This is a genomic window from Arcicella gelida (assembly GCF_034931025.1).
In the GTDB taxonomy this organism is placed as follows: Bacteria; Bacteroidota; Bacteroidia; order Cytophagales; family Spirosomataceae; genus Arcicella; species Arcicella gelida.
Window position 1 is genome coordinate 71331 of the sequence record NZ_JAYGIL010000010.1, and the last position, 20107, is coordinate 91437.

General features: G+C 35.4%; 11 protein-coding genes. All 11 read left to right on the top strand.

All coding sequences use genetic code 11. The features are described from left to right. The first annotated feature begins 1 nt into the window (after window position 1). The 11 genes from VB776_RS10035 to VB776_RS10085 all read left to right on the top strand — a co-directional run bounded on the left by VB776_RS10035 (window position 2) and on the right by VB776_RS10085 (window position 19991). Window positions 2–3193: an efflux RND transporter permease subunit gene (locus VB776_RS10035; protein ID WP_323328582.1), complete on the top strand. Its 3192-nt coding sequence runs from the start codon at window positions 2–4 to the stop codon at window positions 3191–3193. Continuing rightward, window positions 3193–4638: a TolC family protein gene (locus VB776_RS10040; protein WP_323328584.1), complete on the top strand. Its 1446-nt coding sequence runs from the start codon at window positions 3193–3195 to the stop codon at window positions 4636–4638. The genes VB776_RS10035 and VB776_RS10040 overlap by 1 nt, the downstream gene beginning before the upstream one ends. A gap of 305 nt (window positions 4639–4943) precedes the next feature. After that, on the top strand, window positions 4944–5891 hold the full coding sequence (locus VB776_RS10045; protein ID WP_323328586.1) for a ParA family protein: 948 nt from the start codon (window positions 4944–4946) through the stop codon (window positions 5889–5891). Window positions 5892–5895: 4 nt separating this feature from the next. Further along, entirely contained in the window at window positions 5896–6786 is an 891-nt protein-coding gene (locus VB776_RS10050) for a hypothetical protein (RefSeq protein ID WP_323328588.1), read from the top strand. Between the two features lie 733 nt (window positions 6787–7519). After that, on the top strand, window positions 7520–8905 hold the full coding sequence (locus VB776_RS10055; protein ID WP_323328590.1) for a replication initiation protein: 1386 nt from the start codon (window positions 7520–7522) through the stop codon (window positions 8903–8905). Window positions 8906–9137: 232 nt separating this feature from the next. Then, on the top strand, window positions 9138–10763 hold the full coding sequence (locus VB776_RS10060; RefSeq protein WP_323328592.1) for a sulfatase family protein: 1626 nt from the start codon (window positions 9138–9140) through the stop codon (window positions 10761–10763). 207 nt (window positions 10764–10970) lie between these two features. Then, a complete protein-coding gene (locus VB776_RS10065; RefSeq protein WP_323328595.1) occupies window positions 10971–11540 on the top strand; it encodes an RNA polymerase sigma factor in 570 nt (189 codons plus the stop codon). Window positions 11541–11620: 80 nt separating this feature from the next. Further along, window positions 11621–12700: a FecR family protein gene (locus VB776_RS10070; protein WP_323328597.1), complete on the top strand. Its 1080-nt coding sequence runs from the start codon at window positions 11621–11623 to the stop codon at window positions 12698–12700. 381 nt (window positions 12701–13081) lie between these two features. Continuing rightward, a complete protein-coding gene (locus VB776_RS10075) occupies window positions 13082–16297 on the top strand; it encodes a TonB-dependent receptor domain-containing protein (RefSeq protein WP_323328599.1) in 3216 nt (1071 codons plus the stop codon). Window positions 16298–16381: 84 nt separating this feature from the next. Then, on the top strand, window positions 16382–16678 hold the full coding sequence (locus VB776_RS10080) for a Dabb family protein (RefSeq protein ID WP_323328601.1): 297 nt from the start codon (window positions 16382–16384) through the stop codon (window positions 16676–16678). Window positions 16679–16706: 28 nt separating this feature from the next. Continuing rightward, window positions 16707–19991, top strand: coding sequence for a glycosyl hydrolase (locus VB776_RS10085; RefSeq protein ID WP_407653812.1), 3285 nt, complete (start codon window positions 16707–16709; stop codon window positions 19989–19991). Window positions 19992–20107: the final 116 nt, after the last annotated feature.

Sequence of the window (20107 nt, forward strand, 5' to 3'; positions counted from 1 at the left end):
TATGTTTAATAAATTCATCAAGAGACCAGTATTAGCCATCATATTATCGCTCGTTATTATTTTTATGGGCGTACTGGCGATTAAGACACTGCCTACTTCGCAGTTTCCTTCAATTGCTCCTCCGATGGTCATGGTTTCTGCATCTTATCCAGGTGCAAGTGCCAAATCGCTGGCAGAATCAGTGATTATTCCTTTGGAACAATCCATTAATGGTGCTTGGGGCATGAAATACATGACTTCCGATGCTACCAGTGCGGGCGAAGCAAATATTCAAATTGTATTTAATTTGGGGACAGACCCCGACGAAGCCTTAGTGCAGGTTTCAAACCGTGTACAACAAGTCACAAACAAACTTCCAGCATTAGTACAAAGAGAAGGGGTAGTCATTACGCCTATCATGCCAAGTATGTTGATGTACGTTAACTTGTTCAGTAAGGACAAAAACGCCAACATGAAATTCCTTTTCAATTATGCAGGGATTAACATGATTCCTGAATTACAAAGGATTAATGGTGTGGGACAAGCAAAAATTTTGGGTAGCCGTCAATATGCTATGCGTGTTTGGTTAAACCCAGACCGTATGAGAGCCTACAATATTTCACCAGATGAAGTAATGGAAGCCCTTAACGACCAAAGTGTGATTGGAAAAGCAGGACGTATAGGTAGAGGCGATGGTAGTCGTTCGGAAGCTTTAGAGTACGTTTTAGCTTATTCCGACAGATTTAGCAAGCCCGAAGAATACGAAAATGTGATTATCAGAGCGAATCCAAACGGTGAAATTCTTCGCCTGAAAGATGTAGCAGAAGTAAAATTAGGCAGTGAATATTATGATATTTATTCTAACCTAAACGGAAATCCATCAGCGGCGATTGTCTTGAAACAAACTTATGGCAGTAATGCCAGTGAAGTAATCGGAAAAGTAAAAGCACAGTTGGAGCAACTCAAAAAGTCCTTCCCTCCTGGTATGGACTATGAAATCAGTTATGACGTTTCTAATTTCTTGGATGCTTCTACCGAAAACGTAATTCATACTTTACGAGATGCCTTTATTTTGGTGGCATTGGTGGTATTTATCTTTTTGGGTGACTGGCGTTCAACGTTAATTCCTACGATTGCTGTGCCTGTTTCCTTGATTGGGGCATTTATGTTTATGCAGCTTTTCGGGCTGACTATCAACATGATTACACTTTTTGCCCTTGTGTTAGCGATTGGTATTGTGGTCGATGATGCGATTGTCGTCGTCGAGGCGGTTCATGCCAAGATGGAAGAGGAACATCTCTCCCCTTATAATGCCGTCAGAAAAGTAATTGGAGAAATCAGCGGGGCGGTAATTGCCATTACTTTATTGATGACAGCCGTATTCGTTCCAGTAGCCTTTATGACAGGTCCGGTTGGGATTTTCTATCGACAATTTGCCATTACGATGGCGACTTCAATCGTTATTTCAGGTTTCGTTGCCCTGACGCTTACGCCAGTACTTTGTGCCATGATTTTGAAAAATAATCATGGAAAACCAAGAAAGAAAACGTGGATGAATAGGGCTTTGGATAGTTTCAACAATGGTTTTGAAAAACTGACGGGTAAATATGTTGGATTATTAAGATTAATTGTAAACCGAAGAGTACTTACTTTCGGAATATTATTAGCCTTTAGTGCAGGGATTTTTGGCATAACTACCATTCTTCCATCAGGCTTTATTCCTTCTGAAGACCAAGGGATGATTTACGCCATTATTCAAACACCTCCGGGTTCAACGTTAGAAAGAACAAATGATATTTCAGGAAAACTCCAAGAAATCATTCAGAAAGTAGAAGGTGTACAATCGGTTTCTTCAATCGCTGGTTATGAAGTATTGACAGAAGGTAGAGGCTCGAACGCTGGTACTTGTTTGATTAACCTAAAACCTTGGTCAGAACGCAAGCACTCGGTGAATGAAATTATTTATGAACTCGAAGAAAGAGCCAAAGAAATACCGGGAGCGACCATCGAATTTTTCGATCCGCCAGCAGTGCCTGGTTATGGTGCAGCAGGAGGTTTTGCCCTACAATTGTTAGATAAAACCAATTCTGGAGATTATAAACAGTTGGAAAACGTTAAAAATGATTTCATGAAAGAACTTGGGAAACGTAAAGAACTAACAGGTTTGTTTACTTTCTTTAGTGCTAATTACCCACAGTATGAAATCGAAATAGATAACCAATTGGCGATGCAAAAAGGTGTTTCTATCGGGAATGCCATGAATACTTTGTCGATTTTTATTGGTAGTACTTACGAACTTGGTTTTATCAAATTCCAACGTTTCTTTAAAGTATTCGTGCAATCTGCACCAGAATACAGAAGACTTCCGACGGATATTTTGAAATTGTACGTAAAAAATAATCGTGATGAAATGGTGCCGTTTTCAGCCTTTATGAGAATCAAAAAAGTACAAGGTGCAAACGAAATTAACCACTACAACATGTACAATACCGCCGCCATCAGAGGTGCTCCTGCTAAAGGATACAGTAGTGGTGAAGCAATTAAAGTAATTCAAGAAGTAGCCAAAGAAACATTACCACAAGGATTTGATATCGACTGGGCGGCACTTTCAAAAGACGAAACGCTGCGTGGAAATGAAGCCATTTACATTTTCCTTATCGTAGTAGTGTTTGTTTACTTTGTTTTGGCTGCACAGTATGAAAGTTTCTTGATTCCATTATCAGTAATTTTCTCATTGCCTGCGGGTATTTTTGGTTCGTTTTTGTTGCTCAAATTAATGGGCTTGGCAAATGATATTTATGCACAAGTAGGGCTTGTGATGCTGGTAGGTTTGCTGGGGAAAAATGCAGTTTTGATTGTAGAATTTGCCATGATGAAGCACAAACAAGGTTTTACAGTAATGGAAGCGGCTATCGAAGGAGCAAAAGTACGTTTCCGTCCAATTTTAATGACTTCTTTCGCCTTCATCGCAGGTTTGATTCCGCTGATACTTGCACATGGTGCTGGAGCAATTGGAAACCATACCATTGGTGCATCGGCACTTGGCGGTATGCTTTTCGGAACAATTTTCGGAGTAATTATTGTGCCGGGCTTGTATTATATTTTCGGAACTTTAGCCGAAGGTAGAAAGCTAATCAAAAACGAAGATGAAGATTCATTAACCGAAGATTTTGTCCACTCAATCGACAATTTCCCTCAACCCGAAGAAGAATAATGAAAACAATAAGCAATAAAATCACCCATCAATGCTTGGGATTCTTTGTCTTAGCATTATCGGTTTCGGCTTGTGTCGTACCCGTTAGCATCGTTGAAAAAAAGGAAAGTAAATTCACCCCTGAGCGTTTTAATAACGCTCAGGACTCTACCAATACAGCCAAAACTGCTTGGAAACAGTATTTTACCGATCCTTATTTATCCGCTTTGATTGATACTGCCTTGCACAACAATCAGGAATTAAACATTACGTTACAAGAAATTGAAATTTCTCAGAACGAAATCATGGCAAGAAAAGGAGAATACTTGCCTTTCGTGAAGCTTGGCGGTGGTACTGGCGTTGAAAAAACATCAAGATACACCAGTCAAGGTGCCAGCGATGAGATTTCTGAAATAAAACCTGGCAAGGCCACGCCAGCAATACTCCCAAATAGTTATGTAGGAGCTTTCGCTAGTTGGGAAGTAGATATTTGGCACAAACTTCGTAATGCTAGAAAAGTGGCTGTTTCCAATTACTTAGCTTCTGTTGAAGGAAAAAATTTCCTGGTTACTAATCTTGTTTCTGAAATTGCCAACTCTTATTATGAGTTGATGGCATTGGATAATCAATTGGACATCATCCAAAAAAACATTGATATTCTTAACAATGCTTTAACAATCATCAAATTAGAAAAAGAAGCTGCAAAAGTAAGCGAATTGGCAGTACGTAGGTTTGAAGCCGAAGTATTCAAAACGAAAAGTATGCAGTACAAAATTCAACAAAATATTGTTGAGACTGAAAACCGCATCAATTTCTTGGTAGGAAGATTTCCGCAACATGTACAAAGAAATTCAGAACGTTTTAATGAATTGGTTCCTACAAAAATATATGCGGGAATTCCTTCACAATTGTTAGAAAACCGACCAGATATTCGACAAGCGGAATTCAAATTAGGGGCAGCAAAATTGGATATAAGTGTTGCTAAAGCTAATTTTTATCCCTCTTTAGGACTTTCGGCTTCTTTGGGTTTACGTTCATTCAATCCTATTTATTTGGCAAGTATTCCTCAGACATTAATGTCTTCTTTGGCAGGCGATTTAGCAGGGCCATTGATTAATAAGAATGCCATTACGGCAACTTACAAGAATGCCAATGCCAAGCAAATACAAGCTGTTTACAATTTTGAACGTACCATTTTGAATGCTTATATCGAAGTAGCTAACCAGTTATCGAATATTGATAATTTGGAGAAAAACTATACGATGAAAAACAATCAGGTACAGGCACTTACGCAATCAACAGCCATATCGCTCAAGTTGTTTAAATCTGCCAGAGCTGATTATATGGAAGTATTACTAACTCAGCGTGATGTATTAGAATCAAGAATGGAATTAATTGAAACCAGAATGCAACAAATGAATGCCCTTGTGAATACTTATCGGGCATTGGGTGGCGGATGGAATTAATACTAAAATAACTTTCCATTTTCGTAAATTTTTTCAGTATATTAATTACAAAAGCGGTCGAAATGTTATTTCGACCGCTTTTTTCTTAGCCAAAATTAAGTTCACTCCTATTCTTCCATTATTTCATCAGATTCTTTTCCAAAAAAACACAAATCATTACACATTAAAAATAGTCTTATTTCATTATAATTTAGTACAATTATCATTTAAAAATATACACTTTTATATTTTACTTTTATTTATATATAAATTATTATATATTTGATTATTGTTATCTAAAAGTTAAAATTGAAATATCAAATCGAATGATTACGACTGAAACTGTCCGTAAATTTCTATTTTCACGCCCTTCTATCAATAGAACTCAGCTAGAAAAAGAAGCACAAATACCTGCCACTACCATTTACAAAGCTTTAGAAGGTATTCAGGCATTCTCGAACAAACACTTAGAAAAACTGGAAATTGCCATGAGAAATTATGGTTATAGTGATGCTACTTTCTCTAAAGCACGTAGTATAGCCATTATTAATCACAAAGGAGGTGTTGGGAAAACTACTTCAACTATAAACCTAGGTAAAGCACTTGCTTTGCTGAAATACCGAGTTTTATTGGTTGATATGGATTCTCAGGGGAATTTATCTCAGTGTTTTGGAATACACTCACCTGAAAAACAAGTAATTACTTCGTTAATTTCACGTGACCCTCTCCCACTCATTGAAATTGAACCCAATTTGTTTTTGTCGCCATCAGATATTGAAATGGCTACTTATGAAGTAAAACTGATTACTGAAGTAGGTTCTGAAATGCGTTTGGCTAAAAAGATTCAAGCTTTGAACGACCAATTCGATTTTATACTTTTCGACTGCCCTCCTTCTTTAAGCTTAATGACGATTTCAGCTTTAAATGCTTCTACTGAATGTATTATTCCTATTCAGCCAGAATCTTCTGCTTTTAATGGTGTAAAGAATTTGCTAGAAAAGATTTCGGCTGTTAGAGAATATACGAATGTTTCTTTGAAAGTACGAGGTTTTTTATTCACGATGGTTCATCCAAACCAAACCATTCATCAAGTAATGATGGAAAGTGTTCAAGAAACATATCCTTCTATCCCTGTTTTTAAGAGCGTTATCGAAAATACGACGGTTTTAAAACAAAGCCAGTACATGAATCAGGATATTTTCCAATACGATTCTAAATCAAAAGCAGCAACAGCCTATATGGAACTTGCTCACGAAGTAATTTCAAACGAATAAGCAGATGGGATCAAAAAAAGAAATATTTAAAAAACGTGCAGTAGAAGTAGCCACGATACACAACATTCCAAAGCCCGCTCCTATTGGTGGCTTTAATGACGTTGAACGCATTAAAAGTTCAATCGTCATTCTTGATGAATTAAGAGATTTAATCCGTCCGCTTAGTCAAGAGCAATTTACTCAGCTTGAGCAAAATTTGATTACGCATGGTTGCCAAGATGCGCTAATTCTTTGGGAAACTACTTCTACAGAGCTTCAACAAGATGACCTTGATAGAACGGTTTATGTGTTAGTTGATGGGCATAATCGTTATGCGATTTGCCAGAAAAACAAAATTGAGTTTAAAATCAATCTTAAAATCTTTGAATCAATCGAGAAAGTCAAAGAATTCATGATTGATTTACAATTAGGACGACGAAATATTACTCCTGAAGAAGAATCTTATTTGCGTGGTTTGAAATATAATACTCAAAAAGGCAGTAGAGGAGTCGCTTTGCAAGTACAAGGCGAAGACAGTAAGCCTGTAAATGTTGCCGAGAAATTGGCGGATGAATTTAACGTCAGTGTCCGAACTATTAAAAATGATGGCAAATTTGCGGAAGGTTTATCGAAATTAAGTAAAGTACTTCAAGAACAAGTATTGAGTGGCGGTTCTACTTTAAGCAAAAAACAAATTCAGCTTTTAGCAGACCGTAAAGACATAGACTTGGAATCAATTACTGATTTAAATGAAATCTTCAGCAAAACTGAAAAATCTAATCCAATAATTATTGCCAGTACTATTCCTAAAGAAACATTAAGAAGTCAGATTATTGAATTAGCCAATAACATCGCTAAAGAATCAGATTGCGATTTACTTATCAAAAAAATATATCAATTAAAATCTGTACTATAACAAAATTCCTAAAAGTGCAAGTGTTGCACTTTTAGGAAAGCACAGAAAATAAGAAAATTGCAGTTCAAATTCGAAGTATAACAAAAATACCAAAAGTGCAAGCGTTGCACTTTTCATTCAAAGTAAAAAGGCTTCACTTGTTGTAAATATAACAAAATTCCTAAAAGTGCAAGCGTTGCACTTTTAAAGGATGTTAAAAATCGCTAAAAAATAGCAACTATAACAAAAATACCAGAATTGATAGCCTGCATTTTAGTTATTATAACAGACCTTATCCATTAAACTCAGAAAGTATTTGAAATTGTTGAAAATTATTTTTAAAAACCTAAAAATCCTCTAAAAAATAAGTAGTAATCAAAAGATTTAGGTAAAATTGTTATAGTTGCTTATAAATTTCAACAATTTCAGAGTAAATAAAGGCTATAATTTAAAATAATAGCCATTTAAACAAAGAGAAAAAATAAAAATGGACAACATTCAAAAATAAAATTTTCCTCTTTGTTTGTTTTAATTCTTTTATATGTATTTTAATGTATTTTCGGGCTTCGTAACCAATTGATAAATAGATACTTATGAGCTTAAATATAACAAATTTACCGGTTAATATAACAAATTTACCGAGAAGTATAACAGAATTACCTAGTTACTATAACAGAATTACCTAAAAAAAGGCTATAATTGTTAGATAATATAACAGATTTACCAAAATCGTCCTGTAATATTTCTGTAGAGAATGAAAAAGCACAAAAACGATAAAAATAATAGCAATACAGAGAAAGAAACCAATGTTGTCAGGCTTATTCGCAAGGCAAATCGTTTGGTAGAAGGGAAATATAGATTTGACATTTGGGAAATGCGAGTTTTTACTAAAATGTTAATGAAAATTCATCGAGACGATGAAGATTTTAAAGTATATCGAATTTACCTACACGAAGTAATTCAGGATTTTGAATTACAAGAAGACGGACATTCCTATAAATACCTCAAACAAGGAGCAGAACGCCTTGGAAGACGAGAAATAAGAGTATTGATGGATACTCCAGATGGAAAAATGGAACTCTTCACACATATAGCCACAGGCGTTAAAAGCTTTGTAGAAGAAAAATCAGCCAAATATTTAGATATTTCTTTTCATCCAGACATGAAACCTTTCTTGCTTCAATTGCAAAGCCAGTTTTTGATGTATGATGTAAGAAATATTTTGAAGTTGCAAAGTTCGTTCTCCATCAGAATTTACGAATTGTTGAAACAATACGAAACGATAGGGAAGAGGCAAATTAAAATTCAGGAATTGAAAGAAATGCTGGATGTAGTAGATAAATATCCACTTTATGGCAATTTTAAACAAAGAGTCATAGTAAAAGCACAAGAAGACCTTGAAGAATTTACTGATATAAAATTTACTTTCGACGAAGTAAAGACAGGAAGAGCGGTTACAGCCTTAACTTTTTGGATAACGCCGAATAAAAACAAGCAAGACGTGGGAAAAATGTTATACTTCCCAGAAATTGCCGAAGAAATTAGTACAGATGGTGAATTGGATGATTTACTGAATGTGACCAAAAATTGGGAAGGAATGACCAAATCTTTATTGGAACAATGGATTAATATTTATGGGATGGAAGCTGTAAGACAGGAAATCAGTAAAACCAATAAATTGATTCTTGAAGGTAAGAATATTCATAACCCAATTGGCTTTGTTACTTGGGCTTTACAAAATCCAAATGTATTGAAAGGAACAAATACTGTTCAGATTTCACCAGTTGTTCCAAATACTGAATTGAAATTAAAGAGTAAAGAAATTGAAAAATATTGGAAAGGAGAGTTTAATCAATGGTTTTTAGATTATTTACAACAGCTTGCCATTGCGTCTAAGCATGAAGTATTTCATGGAGTTGTGGAAGAATTAAGAAGTTTATATTCTGAAAAACTATTTTCAAATCTATTTCTTCACAAAGACGGTTCTGTGAATGAAGAAGCATTAAACAGTTCGGTAGGAGTGAAGCTTTTAGAAAAAGAGAATAGAACGAAAGAATCAGTTTTTACAGATTGGTTTTTTGAAAGATTTCAGCAAAAAATTACTTTGCAAAGAAATGGAGCTTGGGAGGTTTTGGTCTGAGACTATAAATGATATTACAAAATGGATTTTAAAGGGACTTTTAAGTCCCTTTTTTATTGCATTATTACCGATGCTCTAACTAAATTATTGATTTAGTTATAATAATTCATGTTTTATTTTTATTTGATAAGATTTTGTACTACTTTCATTCTTTTATTGTATCATTTTGATTCTTTGTAAACATTAGCCCATTACATTGCTCTATTTCAAAATATCCATTAACAATTTCTCTATGAAAAAAATATTTATCACACTGCTACTCATTAGCTCGGTAGCTGTTGCGTTTTTTGCTTTCAAGCCCAAAAAACAGAAGAAACCAAATATTGTTTTTATCATGTCTGATGATCACGCTTATCAAGCTATCTCAGCTTATGATAAACGCCTGACACAAACGCCCAACATTGATAGAATCGCTAATGAGGGAATGCTTTTTACTAATGCTTGCGTTACCAATTCAATTTGTGCTCCTTCTCGTGCAGTAATTCTTACGGGAAAGCACAGCCATATCAATGGAAAAATTGATAATTATTTTCCTTTCGATAGCACCAATATTACTTTCCCGCAAATTCTTCAAGCAAATGGCTATCAGACAGCCATGTTTGGAAAATTACATTTCGGTAATAATCCAAAAGGCTTTGATGAATTTCAGATTTTACCAGACCAAGGCGACTATTACAATCCAGACATTATTACCAAAAAGGAAGGTAAAAAGAAACTATTGGGTTATGTAACCGATATTATTACAGATTTAACAATCAATTGGCTCAAAAATGAAAGAGATGAAGATAAGCCATTTTTTCTTGCGTATCTGCACAAAGCACCACACCGTGAATGGTTGCCTGCTGAACGCCATTTCAAAGAATATTTGAATAAAACTTTTCCTGAACCAGCTACTCTTTTTGATAATTATGAGGGTAGGGGTAGAGCTTCCAAAGAAGCAGAAATGAATTTGCTTACGCACATGAATTGGGCTGGAGATTCGAAAGTATTTCCAGAAAATATGCAAAAGTTGGGCATTAAAGAATCGCATCCTTATGATATTCGTTTTTATAACAGTACTGTTGGGCGTATGAACCCAGAGCAACGAAAAACTTGGGATGAAGCCTACGGGAAAATGAATGAGGAATTTGTTAAAAAGTTTCCTTCAATGAGCGAAAAAGAGAAAATGCAATGGCGCTATCAAAGATACATGCAAGATTATTTGGGATGTATAGCTTCGGTAGATGAAGGTGTAGGACAGGTGCTAGACTTTTTAAAACAAAATAACTTAGAAGAAAACACAATTGTGGTTTATACTTCAGATCAAGGTTTTTATTTGGGTGAACATGGTTGGTTTGATAAGCGTTTTATCTTCGATGAATCGTTCAAAACGCCACTTTTGGTGAAATGGCCAACAGCTATCAAACCAGGCACTAAAAATACACAAATGGTACAGAACCTCGACTTTGCACAAACGTTCCTTGAGGCGGCAGGAATTAAAGCCCCAAGCGATATGCAAGGCGAAAGCTTGATACCGATTTTTAAAGGAAATGGCAAAAACTTCAGAGATGCCGCCTACTATCATTATTACGAATACCCCAGTGTTCATATGGTGAAACGCCATTATGGTATCGTAACCGAAAAATATAAGCTTATTCACTTTTATTATGACATTGATGAATGGGAATTATATGACCGTACCAACGATAAAAACGAAATGAAAAATGTTTATAATGATCCTAAGTATGCAGCAGTAAAGAAAGAATTACATCAAAAATTGGCTCAATTACGTATAAAGTACAAAGATTCGGAAACACTTGATAAGAAGTATATTGAGAAGTATAAAGAGCTAGAAGCGAATGGAAAGATTTTTAGATAGAAATTGACTAAGTGAAATACGGCTAATTAAAATGATTAATTAGCCGTAAAACTATCATATTAGTTTATAAGTACTGAGCTTATTGCCGTTATTATACTTATTCCTTGTCCATGACAGTACATGAATGTTTACAGACAATGATTGTATTTTTTTTGTGTTAAAATAATATTATTTTAACAAGATTAGATTACTTATCTGATGTAAAGCATGGATTCCGAGCAAATAGAAACCAATATATGGGAAGCCTTTAAGAAAGGAGATGAAAAAGCGTACTCATTGATTTATAAGCAAAACGTGGGTGCGATGTATCGTTATGGAATGAGCCTTTCTTCACTTTCTTCGTACTTTGTGTTTGATTGTATTCATGATGTTTTTACTGAAATTTGGGATAAAAGAAACAGTATTGTTACACCCAATAGTATTCGTGCTTATTTGCTAAGAGCCTTAAAAAATAGAATGCAAAATCAACTTCTTCGAAAAGAAAGTAAGTATATGGCTTTGAATGAAGGAGATTTTGATGAATTGTGGGACGAAGCCATTTCTGAAGAAACCACTCTACTTAATAATGTTGATGGTTTTTCGAAAGAAGAATTAGTGAATAAATTAATTAGCGAATTGCCACCACGCCAACAAGAAGCACTTCGATTGAGATTTGTAGAAGATTTAGAATACAACGAAGTGGCTAATGTGATGAGTATCAACCGACAATCAGCACAAAATTTAGTGGTTCGTGCCGTAGAAAAGTTAAGAAAATCATTGCCGATGCTAAAATTATAATTTTTTTAATGTTTTTTTAGATTATAGTGAGTATATAATAATAAAGCCTGTGTCTATTTTGTAAAATAGTAACATAACAGATGGCTAATAATTATATACTATATTCGGTTTCAGATTTTTTAATTGATGATGTTTTCGTGACGCATCAATTAAATCCAAATCAGGAAAGTAAGCTATTTTGGCAAACTTGGCTGGAGAGTAATCCCACAAATAAAAGAGAGTACCTAGAAGCAACAAAAATTATTGGCACAATTCAAATGGGGCTTAAAACCTATGAATCGAATAATATTTCTGTTGAAGCCAAAAACTATATATTTTCTAGAATTCAGGAAACCAATAAGCAAAAAACTTCTTTTGCTAATATTCTGAAATTATCGTCTTCTGTTGTTTGGTCTGGAGCAGCCATCATCATCATGCTCATTGGCTTAGTCTATTTTTCCTTACAAAATACAGCTTATCATAAAAATTTGGCGACTTTACACAAAGCGCATATCGAGCAAGTAAATAAACTTGATAAACCTGTCTTAATTCATCTGCCCGACGGTTCGGCGGTTTTATTGGCACCCAAAAGTAAAATTACGTATCCCGAAAATTTTGAAAAAGATAGAAGGCTAGTCATTCTATCAGGCGAAGCAACCTTCGATATTTCAAAAGACCCTACTAAACCATTTTTAGTCATGGCAAATGAAGTAACGACTAAAGTATTGGGTACGAGATTCAATGTAAAAGCCTTCGACGATATGAAAGATGTGGTAGTTTCTGTTCAAGAAGGAAAAGTAAGTGTTTTTAAAAACCTAAACGAACGTAAAAAAGAAAATACCTTAAAAGGTGTGGTATTACTACCCAATCAGCAAGCCATTTTTGATAGAACTACAGATCAATATGATAAAAAATTAATCACTACGCCCATTATTGTTAATTCCAAAGGGGTTTCTTTTGAATTTAATGAAGCGCCGCTAAACGAAGTATTCAAAAGAATTGAGTTGGCTTATGGAATTGAGATTGTCTATAATGAAGCTCTTTTGGCAGAATGCCAAGTAACGGGAGCGTTTGAAAATGAGAGTCTTTTCCAAAAACTAGACATCATCACCAACATTATTGGAGGGTCGTATGAAGTATTGGAAGGAAAAATTTTAATTAATGCTAAAGGATGTAAGTAATTATGAGTTTTGAATTATGAAATAGTGTACGAGGGATTGTAAAAATTATTGATTTGTGATTTCGGAATTGTGATAAAATAAATTTCCAAAAGTATTTGATAATGTTGAAATCAGACATTCGAAATTACAAATCCAAAATAGCTTTTAAACTTTTGTACAGCACCGATTTTAAATAAAATGCTGATTATCAATGTGCAGATTAATAATTAGCCAATTATTAAAAAACAATTCAAGTAAATAAAGTATCAGTAAAAAGTAAGAGCCAGAAGGTGTGCAGACCTACTGGCTCAGAAAGTCCCCACTTTATACAACATCCTGAAAAGTGTTGATGGGGATTGTTGTGTTCAAAGTTTAGCAAAATCAAACAAAACAGTCAAATGTATGAAAAAAAATCATGATTTATTAATCCAATGTATGAAAATTTCGTTGGTTCAACTTTTTATTACACTATCTTTTATCGGCATTAGCATGGCAAAAGATGTAGAAGCGCAAGAAATACTGAACAAAAAAGTAAGTGTTCAATCCAGCGAAGAGAAGTTAAAGAATGTACTTGTCCAGATAGAGAAATCCGCTAATGTAAGATTCTTCTATAGTCCACAATCAATTAAGTCAGAACAAAGAGTATCTTTTAAAAGCCAAAATGAAATACTTTCATCAGCACTTGACAGGTTACTCAAACCTTTAAATATTGATTATCAACTAAGTGGTAATCAGATTATACTGAAACAAAAAGAGAATAATGCCATTCCCATCGAGTACAAAAAAATAGCAGAGGATATTAATCAAAATAATACTTTACCCGTTAAACAAGTTGTAGAAGGAACGATTGTTAACGAAAAAAACGAGCCACTAACAGGCGTAACCGTCCTGTTAAAAGGAACGCAACAAGGTACGGTCACTGATTCAAAAGGACAATATAGCATTGAAGTGCCCAACGGAAATGCGGTACTTGTTTTTTCGTTCATCGGTTTTTATTCGCAAGAAATAAAAGTTGGTACGCAAGCAAATATTAGCTTGACTTTAAAAGAAAACGTAGCGGCTTTGGAGGAAGTAATCGTAACGGGTGTTTTTGATAAACGTACTCGTATGGAATCTTCAGTAGCTATTTCTACTTTGAGTGCCAAACAATTTGATAAACTAGCCATCAGCAGTGCGGCAGATTTATTGAAAAATATTCCTGGGGTTTTTGTTAACACATCATTGGGAGAAATCCGAAATACTGTTTATTCTCGTGGCGTTTCAGTTGGGTCAAACGATGGGGCTTCTGGTTATTATTACGTTTCTATGCAAGAAGACGGTTTACCAGTAACTAACGCAACTTTTGGTAATTATGGGCCAGACTATTTTCTTCGTACCGATGCTACTTTAGGAAAATTAGAAGCTGTACGTGGTGGAACTGCCTCAATTTTAGGGAATAACGCTCCGGGTGGAATTTTCAATTATGTTTCAAAAACAGGAGGAACAGCATTTGCGGGCGAAGTACGTGCCAAATATGGTTTGGAAGGAAATGGTAAAAATCCTTTCTATCGTACAGATGTTAATTTTGGAGGTCCATTGAATTTTGATAAATCTTTGACGTACAACATCGGGGGTTTTTATCGCCAAGCGGATGGAGCAAGGTATCCGGGTTATCCAATGAACAATGGTGGTCAAGTAAAAGCGAATTTGGTGAAAATTTACAAAAGCGGTACGCTAAAATTTTATGCTAAATACCTAAACGACCACAACGCATGGTTTGAGTTTTTACCTACAATTGGTTTTACAAATCCTACTTTACCAGCAGGCGTAACGCAAACGAATACAGTATTAATTCCGTCGGTACAAGCTGATTTTACGATTAATGATACGGGTCAAAAAGTACATTTTGATTCAAGAGATAAAATTCACTCAACCGATAAATCTATCGGTTTGAACTGGGAGCAAAGTATTGGCGAAGGTTTAACCATTGAAAACAAAGCAAGATATTCTGATAAAAGTTCAGTTTGGAATACCACTGCTGTAGCATATCCATTTGCGGCAGATGGTTTGGTTTTCTATGCTATTCCGGGGCTTTTGGGTCAGTTTGGTACTTATTCTTATAAAGATTTGGCTTCTGGAACACAATTTGGTTCTATCACCCAAGCTCCCAATATTGTTAATGGCAATTTTGCAGGCTTCAATTTTATAGATAACGGTAGCAATTTCCCGGGGGCTTCTATCCAGAAAAACTCATTGTATTTCAATCCATTGTTTTATTCAGAAAATAAAATGAAGGAGTTTATCGACCAGTTTACGATTACTAAAAAATTGAAAGATATGAGTTTTACAGGAGGTTTGTTTTATGCTAATTCAAATTTGGATAGAATGAACTCAACAGATGCTGGTATTGCGTTTTCTCAAATGACTTCGCCACGCCCAACACTTACAGCCATTACTTTGGCGGGTTTTGATGGCAATACTTATCAAATCACTAATCCTAATGGTGTGATTGGTGGTTCAGGAAAAAGCGTTGCTGTAAACGTTATTACAGCAAGCCAGCAACAAACAGCTTTGTTTTTTGGACATAACTGGACGCTTAGTTCTGCTTTAAATTTTGACTGGGGCATTCGTTATGAAAAAGTTGCTTATTCTGGAACAAATCAAATTGCTACATCAACACCTTCAAGTACTGGAGGAACAGATGGAAACCCTTTAACTTTTTATGATAATTCGAGCGGAAAAATTACAGCAAAATATAGTTACGATAACCTAAGTGTGAACACTTTCTCTTTCTCTGGAGGCTTAAATTATAAATTTACTGATGAGCAAGCTGTCTATGGACGCTTTTCACAAGGCAGTAAAGCACCAGATTTAGATATGTTTGTTACGGTGAATACCGCTTTTGGAGCAGCCAATTTAAACCCAATTGCCCAAAAAATTCAGCAATTAGAAATTGGCTATAAAGTAAAATCTGGGAGTACTAATTTATTTGTAACGCCATTTTACAGTATCCTAAGTAATGTTCCTCAACAAGTACAAGGTCAAGAAACCGTAGATTTATCGTCAACATACAACACACCAGTATTGTATAATAAATTTACAACGATGGGAGTGGAGATTGAAGCAAATCATAGTTTCACTAAAAACCTAAGTCTTCGTGCGGTGGCTACTTTCCAATCTTCTAAAGCAACAGAATATAAAACTTGGATTTTGGGTGCAAATGGAAAAGCAGATGACAAAATACAGGATTTTTCTGGTAACGAAACCGATAATAATGCCAGCGTGATTATCAGAATTTCGCCAACTTATACGAAAGGAAACTTCTATTCATCACTTGATTTTTCTTACATGGGCAAACGTGCAGCCAACGTAGCCAATACTTTTTCTTTGCCAGCATTTAGCCAATCGAATTTGAATTTGGGCTATAACCTAAACGCAAAATGGCAATTACAGGCTAATATCAATAATATCTTTAACCAAAATGGCGTAATGGGCTGGTCGGCACCAGGTGGATTCCCTGCCGCTTTAGACAGACAAGGCTTTACAAAAGCACAGTTAGAGGCAAATCCAAATGTTGTTTACTCAACTTTAAGTTTACCTCCAAGAGCATATTTCTTGACGGCTACATTTAAGTTTTAGTTCAGCTTTTCTCTGTTATTGAAGTAAAAAAACATTAGCAGAGAAAAGACCAAAGATGTATTACATTTTTTTAATATATAATCTATGATACGACATTCAGTAATTCTCAAACTCAAAGACGGCATAAGTACTGCTGAAAAACAAGCATTTTTTAAAGCAGTGGACACATTAGTCAACATCGAAGGCGTTCAAAAATTTGAAGTACTCAAGCAAATCAGTCCCAAAAACCATTTTGAATATGGTATTTCAATGGAATTCGATACTACTGAACAGTATAATTTTTATTCAAATCATCCAAGCCATGTACACTTTGTAGAGAATTACTGGATGAAATCAGTTGCTGATTTTTTAGAAATAGATTATGAGATGAATGAATTGTAAATCAATAGTTTATTAATATTCAAAAATAATGAAAAAAAAGTATCAACTGCTCCAGACAGCCATTGCGGCACTGATGGTAGGAGTAATGAATGGTAATGCACAGCAAGCCAATCCTTTACATAAAAATTTCCAAACGCCACCTAATACTGCTAAACCAAGAGTTTGGTGGCATTGGATGAATGGAAACATTACAAAAGACGGAATCCAAAAAGATTTAGAATGGATGAGCCGTGTGGGAATTGGTGGTTTCCAAAACTTTGATGCCAATTTGATGACTCCCGTGGTTGTGCCTAAAAAATTGGTGTTTATGACACCCGAATGGAAGGATGCTTTCAAGTTTGCAACTGAATTTGCTACTAAAAAAGGACTTGAAATGGCGATTGCTGGTTCGCCCGGTTGGAGTGTTACGGGGGGGCCTTGGGTTGAGCCTCAAGATGCCATGAAAAAGTATATCTGGACAGAAGCTATTGTTGAAGGAGGGAAAAAGCAAAGTATTCAATTACCAAAATTGCCCGAAGCAGTAGGTAAATTTCAAGAAATTGGTACAGAATCAGGCGGATTAATGGGCGGTTTTATTGGTAAAATGCCACAATTTGCAGCGGATGCTCTTGTAATTGCCTATAAATTACCATCAAATGAAAAACATTTGATGGATTTGAATCCCAAAATGACCAAAAGTGGGGGCGATTTTGATACAAAATTAATGTTAGACCATGATTTGAGTAAAGTTTATGAGCTACCAGCGATGGAAGTTGGCAAAGATATGTGGGTACAGTACGAATTTGATGCTCCACAAACTTTCAAGGCTTTTGCCGTTGGCGTAGGTGCAGCAGGAGAATTGGCTGAATTTAACGGTGGCCCAACCAATCGTAGTTTAAAAGTAAGTGACGATGGCGTAAATTTCAGAACGATAGCAAAAGTACCTAACAGTACTTTACCATTTATTACGGTGGGTATTCCTGCAACTACGGCTAAATATTGGCGAATTTGTTTCGAAACACTTCCGGGGGTAGCAAATCCGTTTGCGGCTATGATTGGCATACCAACAGGTGAACCCAAACCAGATGGCACTAAAATCTCTGAATTTGTATTGTTTAATACTTCTCGTATCGACCAAACGGAGGAAAAAGCAGGTTTTGCTCCGTGGAAAGAAGATTCAAAAAGCCATTTACCCGAAAATGCTGATATAATTACTGCTGAAAATGTGGTTGATTTGACAAGTAAATTAAAAGCTGACGGCAGTTTAGAATGGGATGTTCCTGCTGGAAACTGGATGGTAGTACGTTTAGGTTATTCATTAACTGGTCGCCAAAATCACCCAGCTTCTCCAGAAGCTACTGGTTTAGAGGTTGATAAACTAGATAAAGATGCTGTAAGAAAATATATCAATACTTATTTGGATATGTACAAAGATGCCACAGGTGGCATGATGGGAGCGAAGGGACTTGAGTACATGATTTTGGATAGTTATGAGGCTGGTCACATGAACTGGACGAAAAATATGCCAGCAGAATTTAAGAAAAGACGTGGCTACGACTTAATCACTTGGATTCCTGTACTAACGGGCAGAGTTGTGAAAAGTGTAGAAGCCAGTGAAAAATTCTTGTGGGATTTCAGAAAAACCATTGGTGAAATGATTGCCGAAAACCATTATGATGTGATTGGTGAAGAATTGCACAAAAGAGGCATGAAACGCTATACAGAATCGCATGAAGGCGGTCGTATTTACTTAGCCGATGGGATGGATGTAAAACGAAATGCGGATATTCCAATGTCTGCGATGTGGACTCCAGGAAGTTTGGCTGGAGGAAGTAACGAAGAAGTACGTAGCGAAGCTGATATTCGTGAAGCAGCTTCAGTAGCTAATATTTACGGACAAAATATTGTAGCGGCAGAGTCGATGACTTCTATTCAAAATGCTTTTAGTTGGAATCCAGAAAAATTAAAACGTACTGCCGACTTAGAATTGGCTTCGGGCTTAAACCGTTTTGTGATTCATACTTCTGTTCACCAACCTTTAGACGATAAAAAGCCCGGTTTTTCACTTGGACCATTTGGTCAGTATTTTACTCGTCACGAAACTTGGTCTGAAACTGGCGGAAAAGCATGGATGGAGTATCTGGGAAGAAGTAGTTATATGCTTCAACAAGGTAAAAACGTAGCTGATATTTTGTATTACTATGGCGAAAACACCAATATTACATGGATTTGTCGTGAAAAATTACCGAATATTCCAGCAGGATTTGAGTTTGATTTTGTCAATTCAACCGCTCTCCAAAATGTGATTGAAGCCAAAGATGGAAAATTAGTAGCAAAAAGCGGAAATACTTATCGTGTTTTGATGTTGGACGAATCGGCTAAAGTAATGACATTATCAGTTTTGAAAAAAATCAAAGCTTTGGTAGAGGCTGGCGTAAAAGTAATTGGCGACAAACCTGTAAAATCGCCAAGTTTGTCGGATAATGATGAGGCTTTCCAAGCTTTGGCCAATGAAATTTGGAAAAATGCGAATGTAACAAGTTTCGATAAGCTTAATATTCAGCCTGATGTGATTATCAAAAATGCTAAAAACAAAATTCTTTTCCGTCATCGCCAAACCGCTGACCAAGATATTTATTGGTTAGATAGCAGAACTGAGGAAGAAAATGAGGCAGAAATCAGTTTCAGAGTAACAGGTAAAGTACCAGAGTTGTGGAATCCGGTTACAGGAAAATCTGAAAAAGTATCATTCCAAATCAAGGACGGAAGAACCATTATTCCTTTGAAATTTGATGCTTGGGGTGCTTTATTTCTTGTTTTCAAAGACAAAGCAACAGCTAATACTTATACCATTCCTTCGAAAAAAGAAATAGTATTAACCAAAATCGACAGTCCGTGGAAAGTAAGTTTTAACAACAAAAATGTGACTTTAGATAAACTTAGCTCTTGGTCTGAAAACACTGATGTTGACATTAAATATTTCTCAGGAACAGCTACTTATAGCAATACTTTCAAAATCAATACTTTAGATGATAAAAAATCTTTTGAAATTGATTTGGGCGAAGTAAAAAATATCGCAGAAGTATTTGTGAATGGTAAAAATATGGGTGTGGCTTGGAAAAAACCATTCAAAGTAGATATTTCAGAAGCGATTAAAACAGGCGAAAATACGATTGAAGTAAAAGTAACCAACCTTTGGGTAAACCGACTTATTGGTGATGCACAGCCGAATGTGAAAAACAAAACAACTTTTACGACGATGCCTTTTTATCAAGCTAATTCAACGGTATTGCCTTCAGGTTTATTGACCGAAGTGAAAGTTTTGCAGAAGTAAGTTGATACTTCATTGTAAATTTTAACCACTGTAAAACATTATTTACCAATGTTTTACAGTGGTTTTTTATTCCTTCAAAAAATAAAATTCAAAATGTTTTTGCACAATAGAAAATA